Source organism: Marinobacter sp. M3C (assembly GCF_023311895.1).
Lineage (GTDB): Bacteria > Pseudomonadota > Gammaproteobacteria > Pseudomonadales > Oleiphilaceae > Marinobacter.
This window is the reverse complement of the sequence record NZ_CP092284.1, coordinates 4,361,639-4,376,910: the sequence shown is the minus strand read 5'-3', so window position 1 is coordinate 4,376,910 and position 15,272 is coordinate 4,361,639. Positions and strand designations below refer to the sequence as shown.

Below are 15,272 nucleotides of genomic sequence, written 5' to 3'. Positions count from 1 at the left end.
AGGTTAGATTCTACACAGTTTCGGTAAATGAATTTCGAAGAGATATGTATTAAATGAACTTTAACGCTGTTGTTATCCTAATGAAGCTCGTGCTGGTGGTGATGGTATCCCCCGGGGGCTTTTGCGTGGATACACAGTTGAGGCGAGATTTCTAAACCGACACTGCAAACACCAAAGCCCCCGGCACCGAAAGGTCCCGGGGGCTTTTTTTTGGCCTTTTTTGAAAGCACTTGTAACGGTAAACCGACAATAAAAGGAACTCAGACCATGAACGGCGCGCAGCACATACTCCAGGCTTTCCAGCGGCACAGTATTACCACGGTATTCGGCTACCCCGGCGGTTGCATCATGCCGCTGTACGATGCGCTGGTGGATGATGTGAGTGTGGAACATGTGCTGTGCCGCCATGAGCAAGGCTGCGCCCTGGCCGCTGACGGCTACGCCCGCGCAAGCGGCAACTTGGGCGTGTGCATTGCCACGTCCGGCCCGGGCGCTACCAACCTGATTACCGGCGTGGCCAACGCGTTTCAGGATTCGGTGCCGCTGCTGGTCATCACCGGCCAGGTGCCTTCGGAGCTGATTGGTACCGATGCGTTTCAGGAAACGGATGTACTGGGTATGACGCTGGGCATTGTTAAACACAGCTATCTGGTGGATGACGCCGACAGTTTGCCCGGCATTCTTGTTGAGGCCATTGCTTTGGCGCAAAGCGGCCGGCCAGGGCCGGTATGGATCGATATTCCCAAAGATATTCTGCTGACTCAGGTAAACCCGGAAGCAGCTGATCATGATAAGCGCGAGAGTTGTGAAAGCGCAGAGCCACGAACCGATTCGGCCATATATAGCGCCGCTATCGATAAAGGTATCAACGAAACTCTGCGCCTGCTGCGCGAGGCCCGTCAGCCATTATTGTACAGCGGCGGTGGCATCACGTTAGCCGGCGCTGAGGACAGCTTTCGCGAGTTTGCTGAACACTCGGCCCTGCCCGGTGTTGTCACTCTAAAGGGCATTGGCAACCCGGGCCGGCACAACCCGAACCACTTGGGCATGCTGGGCATGCACGGTTGTCGTGCGGCCAATCGCGCGGTGGACGAATGTGATCTGCTTCTGGTGATCGGCGCCCGCCTGGATGACCGTGCGACCGGCAAGCCGGAAACCTTTGCTCCCAACGCAAAGATTATTCACATCGATGCCGACAGCGCCGAGTTCAACAAGATAAAAGCCGCGGCTGTGACCATCAACGCGAATTTGAATGACGTGTTGAGCGCCCTTACCCGCGGGCTACAAGCACAGCCGTTGAGCATTGAAACCTGGCAGAAGCAATGCCGCACCTGGCTCACCACCGGTGGCTTTCAGGCTGCGGATAACGAGGAAGCCCTGGCGCCCATTACCGGCCCGGCGTTTGTGCGCCAGCTGTCCCGCATTGCCAGTGATGACACGATTATTTCCTGCGACGTAGGCCAACACCAGATGTGGGTAGCGCAGCATTATCAGTTCAATCACCCGCGCCAGCATCTGACCAGCGGCGGCCTGGGCACCATGGGTTTCGGCCTGCCAGCAGCCATTGGTGCGCAGTTCGCAAAGCCTGGTACGGCGGTTATAAACGTAGCCGGCGACGGCTCGTTCATGATGAATGCCCAGGAGCTGGCTACTATTCGCCGTTACCGGCTCCCACTGAAAATAATCATTCTGGATAACCAGTGCCTGGGCATGGTGCGCCAGCAGCAGGAGCTGTTTTATAACAACCGCGAAAGCCACATTAACCTGGACGACAACCCGGATTTTGTAGCCATGGCACGGGCCTTCGGTATTCCAGCGTTGCACATCAATCGCACCGATCAGATTCGCCGCGGTATTGAGACGATTCTGGCTTACAAGGGCCCGATGCTGTTGCACGTGGCCGTTGCTCGCGAAGAGAACGTGTGGCCCACAGTAAGACCCGGCGGAAGCAACCGCGACATGATCGAAAGTACGAAACCAGCGAAGAACAAAACCGAGGAGAATGCAGCATGAGTAAGGCCATACCATCCAACACAACGGTATCTAGCAAGACTGTCTCCAACCGGCATGTTTTGTATTGCCGTATGCAGTCCGAACCGGCTGGCCTTGAACGCTTGTGCCGCGTGGTGCGGGTTCGGGGTTTTCGGATTGCGGGTATGTCGGTTGAGTGCAGTGGGGAGCATTTTGATATTGCTCTGACGCTGGAGGGTAGCCGGCCGATTTTTATGCTTCAGTCGCAGTTATTGAAGCTGCATACGGTGGGTGAAGTTGTTCTTGGTGAAAGGCAAATGCGCTCGGTAGCCTTTTGATTTGGTGGTGGGTTCGCTTCTTAGCTTAATAGTTTCGAGGCGAACTCGCTTCGTAGCCTGATGGTTCAGGGGCGGGTTCGCGAGGTGGGGGTATCTTTCTGTCAGGGAAAAGGTGTTTGAGCGCAGCGAGTTCTTTTCCCAGAAGAAAGGTACCCCCGCCTCGGTGGCCTCCCCCCATGTCAAAACACAGAAGGAAGAACCGCCAAAAGTCAGATCAACTCAATAGCCACCGCCGTCGCCTCACCACCGCCGATGCACAGTGCAGCAACACCGCGCTTCAGGCCTTTTTGCTTCAATGCGTTGATCAGAGTGACCAAGATTCTTGAGCCGGAGGAGCCAATGGGGTGGCCGAGAGCGCAGGCTCCGCCGTACACGTTCACTTTATTGGCATCCAGGCCTAGTTCGTTGATGGCCAAAAGGGAAACGACCGCGAAGGCTTCGTTGATTTCGTAAAGGTCTACGTCGTCTTTGCCCCAGCCGGCTTTTTTCAAAACTTTGTCGATGGCGCCGATGGGGGCCAGAGTGAACTCTGCGGGTAGCTGGGCGTGGGTAGCGTGGGCGATGATTTTTGCCTGTGGGTGCAAACCGCGGGCTTTCGCTTCTTTTGCCGAAGCCAGTACCAGTGCTGAGGCGCCGTCGCTGATGGAGCTAGCATTGGCAGCGGTTACGGTGCCGTCTTTTTTGAACGCGGGCTTCAGCGTGGGGATCTTATCCGGGCGGGCGTTGCCTGGCTGCTCGTCGGTATCCACCACTGTGTCGCCACCACGACCGGCAACGCTGACTGCGCAGATTTCGGGCGCGAACCAGCCGTTGTCGATGGCGGCGTTGGCACGGTTGAGGGACTCGATGGCAAAGTTGTCCATTTGCTCACGGGTGATCTTATAGTCATCCGCGCTCTTTTGTGCAAAAACGCCCATCAGACTGCCTTCGTAGGCGTCTTCCAGGCCGTCGAGGAACATGCTGTCCATTACCTGGCCATGGCCCATGCGCATTCCGCCGCGAGCCTTGGGTAGCAGATACGGCGCCTGGCTCATGTTTTCCATACCACCGGCAATCATAATATTGTTGGTACCGGCTTTGATCTGGTCGTGGGCGAGCATTACCGCTTGCATACCCGAGCCGCACATTTTATTGACGGTGGTGCAGCCAGAGCTGTCCGGTATGCCAGCGCCGCGGGAAGCCTGTCGCGCAGGTGCCTGGCCGAGGCCAGCCGGCAATACGCAACCCATGATGACTTCATCAATGTCAGCCGGCTTCAGGCCGGAACGCTCTATGGCGGCTTTTATCGCAACCGCGCCCAACTGCGGCGAAGGTACGCTGCTCAGCGAGCCCATCATGCCGCCCATGGGTGTACGGGCGGCGCCGGCTATTACTACGAAATTATCATTAGACGTGTCAGTCATCGTTGTTTGTCCCCTTTTTATTGAAAGGTTTGGTTGTTATTGGCCATCGTTAATCAGGCGCGGCCGAAAATTGAGCGTGCAATAATTTCCTTCATGATTTCCGACGTACCGCCATAAATGCGCTGCACGCGAGCATCCGCGAAAGCTCGTGAAATCGGATATTCACTGGTGTAACCATAACCGCCAAACAACTGCAGGCAACCATCGGTCACCCGACACTGCATTTCGGTTGCACTGTATTTGGCCATAGACGCAGTGGCGGCATCCAGAGTGCCGGCGACGTATTCGTTGATGCACTGATCTACAAAAGCCTTATTGATGCGGTATTCGGTTTCCATGCGGGCCATTTCAAAACGGGTGTTCTGCAGCTGAGCCAACTTCTGGCCGAACAGCACCCGCTCCTGACAGTAAGCAACGGTCAGGTCCAGAGCACCGCGGGCCGCTGCCACACCCAGCGCGCCAATCACCAGGCGTTCGCGGGGCAGTTCCTGCATCAAATAAGCAAAGCCTTTGCCGGCCTCGCCCAATAACGCCGACGCAGGCACCCGCATATCAGCAAAAAACAGCTCCGAGGTATCACCGGCATGCTGGCCAATCTTGTCCAGATTGCGACCAACGCCATAACCCTCCAGCGTGGTGTCCACCAGAAACAGGCTGACGCCCTTGGCACCGGCGGAGGGATCGGTTTTTGCCGCCACAATCACCATGTCTGCGTGCTGGCCATTGGTAATGAACGTTTTGGAGCCGTTCAGAATGTAGTCGTCGCCCTCTTTTACGGCACTGGTGCGCATAGCCTGCAAATCACTGCCGGCGCCGGGTTCGGTCATGGCGATGGCACCCACGGTTTCACCTGAAACCATTTTTGGTAGCCACTGCTGTTTTTGCTCGTCGTTGCCCAAGTGGCTCAGATAAGGCGCGACAATGTCAGAGTGCACCATCACATTAGTAGACAGCGCGCCAAAGCCCATCCGCGCCAGTTCCTCGCTTACCACTACCGAATACTGGAATGGCGCGCCGCAGCCGCCGCAGTCCTCGGGCACGTCTACGCTCAGCATGCCGGCGTCGCCTAGAGTGTTCCAAAGCTTGCGGGGGGCAATGCCGTCTTTTTCCCATTGCTCGTAGTGGGGTTTAATTTCTTTTTCCAGTGCCTTGATTACCGACTCACGGAACAACGCTAATTCTTCTTGATCGACAATCGCAGTCATACAGACTCCTACTCATAATAAATTGCTGAAAGACCGTTTATCTCGGAGCCATACGCAAAGCGCTATCAAGACGGATGACTTCACCGTTCAACACCGGGTTACGCACCATCTGGTCCACCATCATGCCAAACTCTTCCGGCTTACCCAGGCGTTTCGGAAACACCAAGGTTGCCGCCAGGCTGTCTTGTACTTCCTGCGGCATGCCGGCAATCATCGGCGTCATAAACAGCCCGGGGGCAATAGTGTTCACCCGAATGCCCTCACGCGCCAGCTCACGGGCGGCCTGCAGAGTTAAGGCAACAACGCCGCCCTTAGACGCACTATAAGCTGCCTGACCAACCTGGCCTTCATAAGCGGCAATAGACGCGGTATTGATAATAACGCCCCGTTCACCGTCGGCATTGGGCGCACGCTGAGCCATATCCGCCGCTGCCAGCCGCAAAATATTAAAGGTACCAATCAGGTTAACTTGCACCACCTTGCTGAAATTTTCCAACGGCAAAACGCCTTCGCGCCCTAAAATTTTGCCAGCGGTAGCCACGCCTGCACAGTTTACGACCACGCCGCAAAGCCCATGGGCCTCACGGGCTTTAGCAAATGCCGCTTCAGCACTTGCGGCGGAACTGACGTCGCACTCAACAAAGATTCCGCCCAACTCTTTTGCAACCGCTTCACCGCGTTCTTTCTGTAAATCAAAGATCGCTATTTTACAGCCGGCTGCCGCCAGCGCCCGCGCTGCACCCTCGCCAAGGCCAGATGCACCACCTGTTACAATAGCCGCTACGTTCTGAAATTCCATCGGATACTCCCGTCGCTGTGGATAACAATACAATCAAATTGCTTTACGTTTACGTAAACTTTAACTAACCTGACAAAAAAAGGAAATACTCAATGGTTCAAAAGAAAACCTACAGCATCAGCGAACTGGCTCAGGAGTTCGATGTAACAACCCGTAGCGTTCGCTTTTACGAAGATCAGGGCTTGCTAAAGCCCAGCCGTAGGGGCCAAACCCGCATCTTTAGCTCCAAAGACCGGGTGCGCCTGAAACTGATCCTGCGCGGTAAGCGCATGGGGCTGTCGCTGGCCGAGACCAAAGAGTTGTTTGACCTGTGGGATGAAACCACCAGCGGTAACGAAAAACAGCTGTTGCTGATGCTGCAAACCATCACTCGCCGCCGCCAGGCGCTGGCGCAGCAAAAAGAAGACATCGCCATTGTGGAAATGGAAATGGAAAACGCCGAGGCCCGCTGCCTCGAAGCATTAAGCGAACTGCAAATGAAAAAACAGACGGCAACACAGCGCTGACGCCCCAACAACACGGTGACCATCATGAAATCGCAATACTCGGAACTGAACTTCGGCCTTGGTGAAACCCTGGACATGCTGCGCGAACAAATCAACGGTTTCGCCACGCGCGAAATTGCACCGCGTGCGGCAGACATTGATCAGTCCAACGAATTCCCCATGGATTTGTGGAAAAAGTTTGGCGACATGGGCCTGCTCGGCATCACCGTCGACGAAGCCTACGGCGGTTCCGGCATGGGCTACTTGGCCCACGTAATTGCGATGGAAGAAATCAGCCGCGCCTCCGCATCGGTAGGCTTGTCTTACGGCGCTCACTCCAACTTGTGTGTGAACCAGATTCACAACAACGGCACCGAAGAGCAGAAACAACACTATCTGCCCAGGTTGCTCAGCGGCGAACACATAGGCGCTTTGGCCATGTCAGAACCCAACGCCGGTTCCGACGTCATCTCCATGAAACTGAGCGCCAAAGACGCCGGCGACCACTACGTGTTGAACGGCAACAAAATGTGGATCACCAACGGCCCGGATGCCCACGTTTACGTAATTTACGCCAAAACTGACGTCAAAGCCGGCTCGAAAGGCATCACCGCCTTCATCGTAGAACGCGACGCACCTGGCTTCAGCCGCCACCAGAAACTCGACAAACTGGGCATGCGCGGCTCCAACACCTGCGAACTGGTGTTTCAAGATTGCAAAGTACCCAAAGAAAACATCCTTGGCCAACTCGGTGGCGGTGCCCGAGTGCTGATGAGCGGCCTCGACTACGAGCGCCTGGTACTTGCAGGTGGCCCGCTGGGCATTATGCAAGCCGCCATGGACGTGGTTGTGCCCTACATCCGCGAACGCAAACAGTTCGGCCAGGCCATCGGTGAATTCGAACTGGTACAAGGCAAAGTAGCTGACATGTACACCTACATGAATACCGCTAAGTCTTACGTCTACATGGTCGCCCAATCCGCTGACCGCGGTGAAACCACCCGCAAAGACGCCGCCGGTGCGATCCTCTACTCCGCCGAAATGGCCACAAAGCTGGCCCTGGACGCAATCCAGCTGCTGGGCGGCAACGGCTACATCAACGACTACCCCACCGGCCGCCTGCTGCGCGACGCCAAGCTGTACGAAATCGGTGCCGGCACCTCGGAAATTCGCCGGATGTTGATTGGACGAGAGCTGTTTCTGAACAAGTGAAACTCTAGGGACAGATTTAAAATCTGTCCCTTTTCAAACGCGCAACCAATCTACAACGAGGGTCTGGGGTGTTTAGCGTTCCGGGAAACGCTCCAGACCCGATGCACCGAAACCCGATGCACGGAAACCAAGGCTATGACAATACTCCAAAGCAAAATCAACTCCAGATCTGAAGAATTTCAGGCCAAACACCAATCCATGGCCGACGCCGTAGCCGACCTGCGGGAAAAGGTTGCCACCATCCAACAAGGCGGCGGCCCCAGCTACCAGGAACGCCACATCGCCCGTGGCAAACTGCTACCCCGGGAGCGCATTAACCGCCTGCTGGACGACGGCTCGCCGTTCCTCGAAATCGGCCAGCTCGCCGCCTACAACGTTTACGAAGACAACATACCCGCCGCAGGCCTGATCGCCGGCATCGGCCGCGTTAGCGGCACCGAATGCATGATCATCGCGAACGACGCCACCGTAAAAGGCGGCACTTACTACCCGCTCACCGTCAAAAAACACCTGCGTGCCCAGGAAATCGCCCTCGCCAACCGCCTGCCCTGCATCTACCTGGTAGATTCCGGCGGCGCCTACCTGCCGCGCCAGGATGAAGTGTTCCCCGATCGTGATCACTTCGGCCGCATCTTCTACAACCAGGCCCGCATGTCCGCCGAAGACATCCCCCAGATTGCTGTGGTGATGGGCCTGTGCACCGCCGGCGGCGCCTACGTACCGGCCATGGCCGACGAATCCATCATCGTGCGCAACCAGGGCACCATCTTCCTGGCCGGCCCGCCACTGGTGAAAGCCGCCACCGGTGAAGTGGTCAGTGCCGAAGATCTGGGCGGTGCCGACGTGCACTGCAAAGTGTCCGGTGTGGCCGACCACTACGCCGAAAACGACGCCCACGCCCTGGACATCGCGCGCCGCTGCGTGTCTAACCTGAACCGCCGTAAACCCGCAGACGTGCAAATTCGCAAACCCAAAGCGCCCCTGTTCGACGCTAGCGAAATTTACGGCATCGTCGGCACCGACCTGCGCAAACAGTTTGACGTGCGCGACGTTATCGCCCGCGTTGTAGACGGCTCGGAATTCGACGAATTCAAACGCTATTACGGTCAGACTCTGGTCACCGGCTTTGCCCATGTGCACGGCTATCCCGTAGGCATTATTGCCAACAACGGCATACTGTTCAGCGAATCCGCCCAAAAAGGCGCGCACTTCATAGAGCTTTGCTGCCAGCGCAATATTCCGCTGCTGTTCCTGCAAAATGTGACCGGCTTTATGGTGGGCCAGAAGCACGAAGCCGAAGGCATTGCCAAACACGGCGCCAAAATGGTGATGGCCGTCGCCTGCGCCAACGTGCCAAAAATTACCGTACTGATCGGCGGCAGCTTCGGCGCCGGTAACTACGGCATGTGCGGCCGCGCCTACAGCCCTGATTTCCTGTGGATGTGGCCCAACGCCCGCATTTCCGTAATGGGTGGCGAGCAAGCTGCCGGGGTTCTGGCACAGGTTCGCCGCGACGGCATGGAACGCGATGGCGAAACCTGGAGCCAGGACGACGAAGCCGCCTTCAAACAGCCCATTATTGACACCTACGAACACCAGGGCCACCCCTACTTCGCCAGTGCCCGCCTGTGGGACGACGGCGTGATAGACCCGGCCCAAACCCGCGAAGTATTGGCGCTGAGCCTGTCCGCCACGCTTAATCGCCCCGCCCAGCCAACACGCTTCGGCGTGTTCCGCATGTAACGGGGGAATAACCATGACCGATTTGAACTCTAACCCAAACTCTGGCTCAAACTCGGCCGTTTTGATCAACACCCGCAGCGCCGGCGTGACCGAGGTGGTGCTGAACCGCCCCGAAAAACGCAACGCCTTTGACGACGTGATCATCGGCCAGCTGATTGCCGCGTTCCAACAGATCGGGCAAGACAGCGGCACTAACGTGGTGGTACTGCGCTCCGAAGGCAAACACTTTTCCGCCGGAGCCGATCTGGGCTGGATGCGGCGCATGGCCGACAACAGCCAGCAGGAAAACCTGAACGATTCACGCCAGCTCGCGCGCCTGATGTCGGTGCTGAACAGCCTGCCACAGCCCGTGATCGGACTGGTTCAGGGTGCCGCTTTTGGCGGTGCCGTGGGCCTGGCAGCCTGCTGCGATATCGTGATTGCGACCGAACAAAGTAAGTTCTGCTTAAGCGAGGTGAAGCTGGGGCTGATTCCAGCCGTGATCAGCCCTTACGTGGTGCGCGCCATAGGTGAGCGCCAAGCGCGGCGCTATTTTTTGACGGCGGAAGTATTCGATGCCTATCAGGCCTGCGAGTTCGGGCTGGTGCACATCGTTGCGACAGACAACGACGACCTGCAAACCCGCTGCGACCAAATGCTGCGGCAGCTTGCTGGCAATGGCCCCCAGGCCATGGGCGCCGCCAAAGCGCTCATTTTTGCCGTCAGCCAACAACCGCTAAGTGCAGATGTGATTGAAGACACGGCCCGGCGCATTGCCGATATCCGCGTGGGACAAGAAGGCCAGGAAGGCCTTGCCGCTTTCCTTGAAAAACGTGCCGCCAGCTGGGTTCCGGAGGACCAACACTGATGTTTACAAAAATACTGATCGCCAACCGCGGCGAAATCGCCTGCCGGATCATAGAAACCGCACACGCCATGGGTATTCGCTGTGTGGCTGTCTATTCCGATGCCGACGCCAACGCCCGCCACGTGGCCATGGCCGACGAGGCCTTTCGCATTGGCCCCGCCGCCAGCTCTGAAAGCTATTTGCGCGGTGATATCATTATTGAGGTCGCGCTGAAAAGCGGCGCCCAGGCCATTCACCCCGGCTACGGATTTCTGTCCGAAAACACCGGTTTTGCCGAGTCCTGCGAGGCTAATAATCTGGTGTTTATTGGCCCTCCCTCCTCGGCCATAGCGGCCATGGGTTCCAAATCTGCCGCCAAGGAGATTATGGGCAAAGCCGGCGTGCCGCTGGTACCCGGCTACCACGGTGCCGACCAGGCACTGGAAACCCTGCGCGCCGAAGCCGAAAAGTGCGGTTTTCCGCTGCTGTTAAAGGCCGTTGCCGGCGGCGGTGGCAAAGGCATGCGAGTAGTGGAGCACATAGGCGAGTTTAATGAAGCCCTGGCCGCCGCTCAGCGTGAGTCCAAAAACGCGTTCGGCAACCCGGATATGCTGATCGAGCGCTATCTGACCCAGCCTCGCCACGTGGAAATTCAGGTGTTTTGCGACCAGCACGGCAACGGCGTTTACCTGGCCGAACGCGACTGCTCGGTACAACGGCGCCACCAGAAAGTGCTGGAAGAAGCACCCGCACCCGGCCTCAGTGATGAAACCCGCAAAGCCATGGGCGACGCCGCGGTCACCGCCGCTAAGGCCATCCAATACGTTGGCGCCGGTACCGTCGAATTCCTGTACGACGTCGACGGCTCGTTCTTCTTTATGGAAATGAATACCCGGCTGCAAGTCGAGCACCCGGTCACCGAAATGGTCACCGGCCAGGATCTGGTGGAATGGCAATTAAAAGTGGCCTGGGGCGACCTGTTACCACTAGCGCAGGACGACGTAAAAATCCGTGGCCACGCATTGGAAGCGCGGATTTACGCCGAAGACCCGGACCAGGACTTTCTACCCGCCACCGGCACCCTGCGCTATTTGACCACGCCCGATGAAAACGCCCACGTACGGGTAGACACCGGCGTGACCGAAGGCGACGAAATCAGCATTCATTACGACCCGATGATTGCCAAACTGATTGTGTGGGATGAAACCCGGGAACAGGCCATCAACCGCATGGTGCAGGCGCTGGAGAGCTACCGCATCGCAGGGGTGAAAACCAACATCCGCTTTTTACACGCTCTGGCCGACGCCCAGCCCTTCCGCGAGGCCAAGCTAACCACCGGGTTCATCGACGACCACCACGATTTGCTGTTCCCGAAATCACGGCTAGACACTCAAAAAGCCCTGGTACTGGCCGCTGGCTTCGTACTGGAGCAGCGTAAAGCCGGTGAAGTGAACGCCCAGGATCCCTGGTCGCCGTTTGGCCGCCAGAACAGCTGGCGCATGAACTCGGAATACGCTCAACCCTTGCAGTTCAAAGTGGGCGACGACGTCCACGAACTGAAGGTGTTGGAGCAAGACGACGGCTATCAGGTGACGGTAAACGGCAGCCTTTACAACCTGACTGCGCGGCTCGACGACGATCACCTGCAAGCGGTGGTTAACGGCCACCGTCTGAGCGTGCACGGCAACCTGCATAACGATCAACTGGTCTTGTTCCATCAAGGGCAGACTTTCCCGTGTGTGGTCTATCGTGAAACCTACGGCTTTGAAGAAATGGCCAGCGAAGGCAGCTTGGCCGCACCCATGAACGGCGCAGTAGTCGCGATTCAGGCGAAAGTAGGCGATAAAGTAGTCAGCGGCCAAACTCTGGTGATTATGGAAGCTATGAAAATGGAGCACGCCATTAAGGCGCCAGCCGATGGCGTAGTCACCGACATTTTTTACGCCGAGGGTGATCAGGTAGCAGAAGGCGCCGAATTGATCGCGGTGCAAGTAGAGACTGAAAGCGAGCAACAGGAGGCAGGCTAATGGCCTTTCCCAAGCGTGTACGACTGGTAGAGATGAGCCCCCGCGATGGCTTGCAGAATGAGCCCGGCCCGGTAATTCCTACCGCGGTCAAGGCGCGGTTGATCAAGCGTTTAGTGGACAGCGGGCTGACACATGTGGAAGCCGCCAGCTTTGTATCACCACGCTGGGTGCCGCAAATGGCCGACGCCAGCGATGTGATGGCACTGATCGAGCGCAAACCCGGTGTGTGCTATTCGGCGCTGACGCCCAACCTGCGTGGCTTTGAAGGCGCTCTGGCCGCGGGTGCCAGCGAAGTGGCGGTATTTGGCGCGGCTTCAGAATCGTTCAGCCAGAAAAACATTAACTGCTCCATCACCGAAAGCCTTGAGCGCTTTGCTCCGGTCATGGAAGCCGCAAAGCACAACGGCATTCCGGTGCGTGGTTACGTGTCCACCGTGCTGGGCTGCCCTTACGAAGGCGAGATTGCCCCGGCCAAAGTGGCCGAAGTGGCCAAAGCCCTGTTTGACATGGGCTGCCATGAAATTTCACTCGGCGACACCATTGGCACCGGCACCCCGGCCAAGGCCAAGCGTATGCTCGAAGCCGTTGCCCGTCATGTGCCGGTTGAACACCTGGCGGCACACTTTCACGACACCTACGGCCAGGCCCTGGCCAATCTGTACGCGGTATTGGAGGAAGGCGTGGCGGTGATAGATGCGTCCGTTGCCGGCCTGGGTGGCTGCCCCTACGCCAAAGGTGCGTCTGGCAATGTGGCCACCGAAGACGTGCTGTACATGCTGGACGGACTGGGCATTGAAACCGGCGTCGATTTGCACCAGTTGGTGGCGACAGGAAACTGGATCAGCCATCGCCTGAAGCGCCGCAACGGCTCCAAGGTCGGACTGGCTCTGGCAGAACCTGACGCTCGCTAATGGCACTTTGAAGTTCATAAATAGCACTTTGAAATTCATAAAAGGATTTGGCATGAACCCTAAAAACAACGCCGTCGCTCTTGATCTTCCTGTTCCCGAAGTTGCCGAACTACCGGATGACGTTCGCAAGTACTTTGAGATATGCCAGGAAAAGCTGGGCATGATTCCAAACGTACTGACCGCCTACAGTCAGAATCTGAAACAGCTGGATGGCTTCTCTCGCCTTTACAACGAGCTGATGATGGGCGAAGGCGAGCTCAGCAAGCTGGAGCGGGAAATGGTGGCCGTGGTGGTGTCCTCGGAGAACAAATGCTTTTACTGCCTGGTGGCCCACGGCGCCGCAGTGCGTGTTCTGAGTGGCGACCCGACGTTAGGCGAACACCTGGTAATGAACTACCGGACTGCAACCCTGGATAAACGCCAGCAAGCCATGCTGGATTACGCCTCGCACCTGACCCGCTCGCCCGCCACCGTCGGCGAAGAGCAGGTGCAAGCCTTGCGCGATGCTGGCTTTAGTGACGTCGGCATCTGGGATTTGGGCAACGTGATCGGTTTCTACAACATGTCGAACCGCGTGGCCATCACCAGTGATATGCGACCCAATCCCGAGTACCACAGCCAGGCCCGCTAAAAGGAGGCAGACAATGACTCAGACTCTTCCAGGTAATCCTTTACCCAGTTATAGCAGCGGCCCATCCACCACCCCACTGCTGGGCATGACCATTGGTGAAATGCTGGACCGCACCGCTGGAAAGTTTCCCGATAACGAAGCCCTGGTGTGCCTGCATCAAGACATTCGCTGGACCTATAAAGAATTCGCGGCCAAGGTCAACCAGGCCGCGCGAGCTTTTCTGGCCATCGACGTCAAGCGCGGCGATCGGGTGGGCATCTGGTCACCCAACCGTTACGAATGGACCGTTACCCAGTTTTCCACCGCCAAGATTGGCGCCATTCTGGTGAATATAAACCCGGCCTACGGTGCCCATGAGCTGGAATATGCCATGAACCTGTCGGGCATCAGCGTGCTGGTCACCGCTGACCGATTCAAAGCATCTGATTACCGTAAAACACTCTATGAACTGGCGCCCGAACTGAAAGCCAGCGCCGCTGGCAAAATCAAAGCCCGGCGTCTGGAAGACCTGCGCGCGGTCATTAACATGGACACCGAACAACACGCAGGCATGTGGAGCTGGGAGGAATTTATCGAATTTTCCGGCCAGGTGGAGCAGCAGGAAGTCGACAAAATTCAGAACCAACTCCAATTCGACGACCCTATCAACATCCAGTTCACCTCTGGCACCACCGGCAGCCCCAAAGGCGCTACCCTTACCCACCACAACATTCTTAACAACGGCTTTTTTGTGGGCGAAAGCCAGCGTCTTAGCGAGAAAGACCGGTTGGTGATTCCGGTACCCCTGTACCACTGCTTTGGCATGGTGATGGGCAACCTCGGCTGCGTCACTCATGGTTCTACCATGATCTACCCGGGTGAGGGCTTCGAGCCAAAAGCCGTGTTGCAGGCCGTGCACCAGGAAAAAGCGACTGCGCTTTACGGCGTGCCCACCATGTTCATTGCGGAATTGGCAGAGCCAGAGTTTGAAACCTACGACTTGTCGACCCTGCGCACCGGCATTATGGCCGGCTCTATCTGCCCGGCCGAGGTGATGAAAAAGGTCAACGGCAAGATGAACATGAAGGAAGTTCAAATTGCCTACGGCATGACCGAAACCAGCCCGGTGTCTACCCAGACCAGCTCCCAGGATCCGTTCGAGAAACAGGTAACCACAGTAGGCCGCACCCAGCCCCACCTGGAAAGCAAAATTGTTGAGCCGGCCAGTGGCAACATAATGCCCCGCGGCGAGATTGGTGAGCTGTGCACCCGCGGTTACAGCGTCATGCTGAGATATTGGAACAACGCCGAAAAAACCCGCGAAACCATAGACGATGCAGGCTGGATGCACACCGGCGACCTGGCCACCATGGATGAGGACGGCTATATCCAGATTGTCGGCCGCATAAAAGACATGGTGATCCGCGGCGGCGAAAACATCTATCCGAAAGAAGTTGAAGAGTTTTTGTACACCCACCCGTCCATTGAAGAAGTTCAGGTGACCGGCGTTCCAGACGAAAAATTCGGTGAAGAACTGGTGGCTTGGGTGAAACTTCGGCCCGATGCAGACTCGGTCGGTGCCAATGATCTGATCGCCTTCTGCAAAGGCAAAATCGCCCACTACAAGATTCCGCGGAACTACAAATTTGTGGAGGCGTTCCCGATGACGGTGACCGGCAAGATCCAGAAGTTCAAAATGCGGGAAATGTCCATCGAAGAAATGGGGTTGAAAAAATAGCACC

Annotated in this window: 13 protein-coding genes; 10 read left to right on the top strand and 3 right to left on the bottom strand. The window is 57.0% G+C overall.

What is annotated here, in order from left to right; genetic code table 11:
* Window positions 1-267 precede the first annotated feature (267 nt).
* Entirely contained in the window at window positions 268-2,013 is a 1,746-nt protein-coding gene (ilvG, locus tag MIH18_RS20590) for an acetolactate synthase 2 catalytic subunit (protein WP_249005458.1), read from the top strand.
* On the top strand, window positions 2,010-2,309 hold the full coding sequence (locus tag MIH18_RS20585; protein ID WP_249005459.1) for an ACT domain-containing protein: 300 nt from the start codon (window positions 2,010-2,012) through the stop codon (window positions 2,307-2,309). Before ilvG ends, MIH18_RS20585 begins: the two co-directional genes overlap by 4 nt.
* A 209-nt stretch (window positions 2,310-2,518) precedes the next feature.
* Here MIH18_RS20585 and MIH18_RS20580 read toward each other — a convergent pair whose 3' ends face one another.
* The 3 genes from MIH18_RS20580 to MIH18_RS20570 are packed head-to-tail and all read right to left on the bottom strand — an operon-like array spanning window position 2,519 to window position 5,716.
* Window positions 2,519-3,712, bottom strand: a complete 1,194-nt coding sequence (locus tag MIH18_RS20580; RefSeq protein WP_249005460.1) for an acetyl-CoA C-acyltransferase — start codon at window positions 3,710-3,712, stop codon at window positions 2,519-2,521.
* Window positions 3,713-3,765: 53 nt separating this feature from the next.
* Entirely contained in the window at window positions 3,766-4,917 is a 1,152-nt protein-coding gene (locus MIH18_RS20575) for an acyl-CoA dehydrogenase family protein (RefSeq protein ID WP_249013349.1), read from the bottom strand.
* Between the two features lie 37 nt (window positions 4,918-4,954).
* Window positions 4,955-5,716, bottom strand: a complete 762-nt coding sequence (locus MIH18_RS20570; RefSeq protein WP_249005462.1) for an SDR family NAD(P)-dependent oxidoreductase — start codon at window positions 5,714-5,716, stop codon at window positions 4,955-4,957.
* A 92-nt stretch (window positions 5,717-5,808) separates the two neighbouring features.
* Between MIH18_RS20570 and MIH18_RS20565 the strand changes: the two genes are divergently transcribed.
* From MIH18_RS20565 to MIH18_RS20530, 8 genes are all read left to right on the top strand, one after another.
* Entirely contained in the window at window positions 5,809-6,222 is a 414-nt protein-coding gene (locus MIH18_RS20565) for a MerR family DNA-binding transcriptional regulator (RefSeq protein ID WP_249005463.1), read from the top strand.
* A gap of 24 nt (window positions 6,223-6,246) precedes the next feature.
* On the top strand, window positions 6,247-7,413 hold the full coding sequence (locus tag MIH18_RS20560; RefSeq protein ID WP_249013348.1) for an isovaleryl-CoA dehydrogenase: 1,167 nt from the start codon (window positions 6,247-6,249) through the stop codon (window positions 7,411-7,413).
* A gap of 135 nt (window positions 7,414-7,548) precedes the next feature.
* Entirely contained in the window at window positions 7,549-9,156 is a 1,608-nt protein-coding gene (locus tag MIH18_RS20555; RefSeq protein ID WP_249013347.1) for a carboxyl transferase domain-containing protein, read from the top strand.
* Between the two features lie 13 nt (window positions 9,157-9,169).
* A complete protein-coding gene (locus MIH18_RS20550) occupies window positions 9,170-10,003 on the top strand; it encodes an enoyl-CoA hydratase-related protein (protein ID WP_249005466.1) in 834 nt (277 codons plus the stop codon).
* Window positions 10,003-12,009 carry an acetyl/propionyl/methylcrotonyl-CoA carboxylase subunit alpha gene (locus MIH18_RS20545; protein ID WP_249013346.1) on the top strand — a complete coding sequence of 669 codons (2,007 nt, stop codon included), beginning with the start codon at window positions 10,003-10,005 and terminating at the stop codon, window positions 12,007-12,009. Before MIH18_RS20550 ends, MIH18_RS20545 begins: the two co-directional genes overlap by 1 nt.
* Entirely contained in the window at window positions 12,009-12,920 is a 912-nt protein-coding gene (locus tag MIH18_RS20540; RefSeq protein WP_249005468.1) for a hydroxymethylglutaryl-CoA lyase, read from the top strand. The genes MIH18_RS20545 and MIH18_RS20540 overlap by 1 nt, the downstream gene beginning before the upstream one ends.
* Window positions 12,921-12,972: 52 nt before the next feature.
* Complete coding sequence (locus MIH18_RS20535; protein WP_249005469.1) at window positions 12,973-13,551, top strand: peroxidase-related enzyme; 579 nt, start codon at window positions 12,973-12,975, stop codon at window positions 13,549-13,551.
* A gap of 13 nt (window positions 13,552-13,564) precedes the next feature.
* Window positions 13,565-15,268: an AMP-binding protein gene (locus MIH18_RS20530; RefSeq protein WP_249013345.1), complete on the top strand. Its 1,704-nt coding sequence runs from the start codon at window positions 13,565-13,567 to the stop codon at window positions 15,266-15,268.
* Window positions 15,269-15,272 lie beyond the last annotated feature (4 nt).

Coding starts and splice junctions, on each gene's coding strand:
- MIH18_RS20545 (WP_249013346.1), top strand. CDS start 10,003: ATGTTTACAAAAATACTGATCGCCAACCGCGGCGAAATCGCCTGCCGG.
- MIH18_RS20535 (WP_249005469.1), top strand. CDS start 12,973: ATGAACCCTAAAAACAACGCCGTCGCTCTTGATCTTCCTGTTCCCGAA.
- MIH18_RS20560 (WP_249013348.1), top strand. CDS start 6,247: ATGAAATCGCAATACTCGGAACTGAACTTCGGCCTTGGTGAAACCCTG.
- MIH18_RS20575 (WP_249013349.1), bottom strand. CDS start 4,917: ATGACTGCGATTGTCGATCAAGAAGAATTAGCGTTGTTCCGTGAGTCG.
- MIH18_RS20570 (WP_249005462.1), bottom strand. CDS start 5,716: ATGGAATTTCAGAACGTAGCGGCTATTGTAACAGGTGGTGCATCTGGC.
- MIH18_RS20550 (WP_249005466.1), top strand. CDS start 9,170: ATGACCGATTTGAACTCTAACCCAAACTCTGGCTCAAACTCGGCCGTT.
- MIH18_RS20585 (WP_249005459.1), top strand. CDS start 2,010: ATGAGTAAGGCCATACCATCCAACACAACGGTATCTAGCAAGACTGTC.
- MIH18_RS20540 (WP_249005468.1), top strand. CDS start 12,009: ATGGCCTTTCCCAAGCGTGTACGACTGGTAGAGATGAGCCCCCGCGAT.
- MIH18_RS20580 (WP_249005460.1), bottom strand. CDS start 3,712: ATGACTGACACGTCTAATGATAATTTCGTAGTAATAGCCGGCGCCGCC.
- MIH18_RS20555 (WP_249013347.1), top strand. CDS start 7,549: ATGACAATACTCCAAAGCAAAATCAACTCCAGATCTGAAGAATTTCAG.
- ilvG (WP_249005458.1), top strand. CDS start 268: ATGAACGGCGCGCAGCACATACTCCAGGCTTTCCAGCGGCACAGTATT.
- MIH18_RS20530 (WP_249013345.1), top strand. CDS start 13,565: ATGACTCAGACTCTTCCAGGTAATCCTTTACCCAGTTATAGCAGCGGC.
- MIH18_RS20565 (WP_249005463.1), top strand. CDS start 5,809: ATGGTTCAAAAGAAAACCTACAGCATCAGCGAACTGGCTCAGGAGTTC.